Annotated in this window: 2 protein-coding genes; both read left to right on the plus strand. The window is 67.1% G+C overall.

The window, feature by feature from the left end:
• The first annotated feature begins 185 nt into the window (after positions 1 to 185).
• Positions 186 to 1820 (plus strand): ribonuclease J, encoded by a 1635-nt coding sequence (locus tag BGN95_RS04480; RefSeq protein WP_179511350.1) that lies wholly within the window; start codon positions 186 to 188, stop codon positions 1818 to 1820.
• A gap of 2 nt (positions 1821 to 1822) precedes the next feature.
• Positions 1823 to 2098 (plus strand): DUF1467 family protein, encoded by a 276-nt coding sequence (locus BGN95_RS04485; RefSeq protein ID WP_179511351.1) that lies wholly within the window; start codon positions 1823 to 1825, stop codon positions 2096 to 2098.
• The last annotated feature ends 7 nt before the right edge of the window (positions 2099 to 2105 follow it).

Consider the following 2105-nt stretch of genomic DNA (forward strand, 5'->3'; position numbering starts at 1 on the left):
TTCAGGGGCTGGCGATCATGTGGGAACGCGCGCATATCCAGTGAAAATCGCCGGCGGTCATTGGATCTGATCCGTTCGCCCTGAGCTTGTCGAAGGGCTGCCTTCTTCCTCGCGGAGAAAGTGCAGGGCTTCGACAAGCTCAGCCCGAACGGGGATAGAGGACCGCGGCTCAACTTAGGAATACAATGACTCCCAAAAACGAACTTCTTTTCTGTGCGCTCGGCGGTTCGGGCGAGATCGGCATGAACGTCAACCTCTACGGCACCCAGGGAAAATGGGTGATGGTGGATATGGGGGTGACCTTCGCCGATCACAGCTATCCCGGCATCGATCTGGTGCTGCCCGATCTCTCGTTCATCGAGGAGCGGCGCGAGGAGCTGGTCGGCATCCTCATCACCCACGGGCATGAGGATCATATCGGCGCGCTGCCCTATCTCGCCGAGGACCTCGGCGTGCCACTTTATGCGACGCCGTTCACCGCCGGGCTGATCCGCGGCAAGCTGGAGGAGGAACGCGTCGCCGATCGCGTGGACCTGCGCGTGGTCGAGCCGCGCGAACGCGTGTCGGTCGGGCCGTTCGATGTGCGCTTCGTGCCGATGGCGCATTCGATCCCCGAGGCGAATGCGCTCGAAATCACCACCCCGCACGGCCGCGTGTTCCACACCGGCGACTGGAAATTTGACGCCAAGCCGGTGATCGGCAAGCCCGCGACCGAGAAGGAATTGCGCGCGATCGGCGAGGCGGGGATCGACGTGCTGGTGTGCGATTCGACCAATGTGTTCAACGCCGACGAATCCGGCTCGGAAAGCTCGGTGCGGCGCGGGCTGGCGGAGGCGGTGGCCAAGGCGCGCGGGCGCGTGCTGGTGACGACTTTCGCGTCGAACGCGGCGCGGCTCTCGACGCTCGGCGCGGTGGCGAAAGAGACGGGGCGCAAATTGTGCGTCACGGGTCGCTCGCTCGATCGCATCCTGCGCGTCGCGCAATCGTGCGGCTATCTGCGCGATTTCCCCGAGACGGTCGATCCCGAGACCGCGATGCGGCTGCCGCGCGACAAGGTGCTGATCGTCGCGACCGGCGGGCAGGGCGAGGCGCGCGCCGCGCTCGCGCGGATCGCCGAGGGCAATCACACCGTATCGCTCGATGCGGGCGATACGGTGATCTTCTCGTCGAAGCAGATTCCCGGCAACGAAGTCGCGATCGGGCGCATCCAGAATATCCTCGCCGGGCGCGGGGTGGAGATGGTGACCGAGAAGCAGGCGCATGTGCACGTCTCCGGCCACCCCGGCCGCCCCGAACTGGCGGCGATCTACGAGTGGCTCAAGCCGGGGCTGCTGCTGCCGGTCCACGGAGAGATGCGCCACCTGATGGAGCAGGCGCGGTTCGGGCTGTCGCTCGGCGTGCCGCGCGCCTTGGTGCAGACCGACGGCGATATCGTGCGGCTGGCGCCGGGCGAGCCGACCAAGATCGGGCACGCGCCGGTCGGGCGGCTGGTGCTCGACGGCGATGTGATCCTCCCCGCGGACGGGGTGACGATCAACGAGCGCCGCAAGCTCGGGGTCAACGGCCAGATGTCGGTCGCGGTCGCGACGCAGGGCGGGAAGCTCGCGGGGACGCCGCAGGTCCGTATCCAGGGCGTGCCCGTCGAGGAGGAGCGCCTGCCGTTCATCGCCGAGGCCGAGGAGGCTGCGGCGGAAGCGGTGCGCACCGGCCCGCGCGATCGCGAGCGGCTGCGTGAGGACGTGCGGCTCGCGGTGCGCCGCGTCGCGACGCGCTGGACCGGCAAGAAGCCGGTGGTCGACGTGCTCATCGTGGAGGTGTGACGATGCGCTGGACGTCGATGCTGGCGATCTACGTCCTGTTCTGGGCCTTTTCGGTCTTTCTCGTGCTGCCGTTCGGGGTGAGGACCGCCGAGGAAGCCGGGGTGGAGCGCGTGCCCGGACAGGCCGAAAGCGCCCCGCACGAATTCCGCATCGGCCGCATCGCCTTTCGCGTGACGATCGTCGCGACGGCGCTGTTCCTGCTGTTCGTCGCCAATTACCATTTCGGCTGGGTCACCACCGAAATGCTCGACTTCCTCGACGTCGCGAACGGGGTTTAACTTCCCT

The sequence above is a fragment of the Sphingomonas sp. 66-10 genome, from assembly GCF_001897045.1.
Classification (GTDB): domain Bacteria; phylum Pseudomonadota; class Alphaproteobacteria; order Sphingomonadales; family Sphingomonadaceae; genus Sphingomonas; species Sphingomonas lycopersici.

Bases quoted from the DNA above. Each gene is read 5' to 3' on its own strand.
- BGN95_RS04480 (WP_179511350.1), top strand. From the start codon at position 186: ATGACTCCCAAAAACGAACTTCTTTTCTGTGCGCTCGGCGGTTCGGGC.
- BGN95_RS04485 (WP_179511351.1), top strand. From the start codon at position 1,823: ATGCGCTGGACGTCGATGCTGGCGATCTACGTCCTGTTCTGGGCCTTT.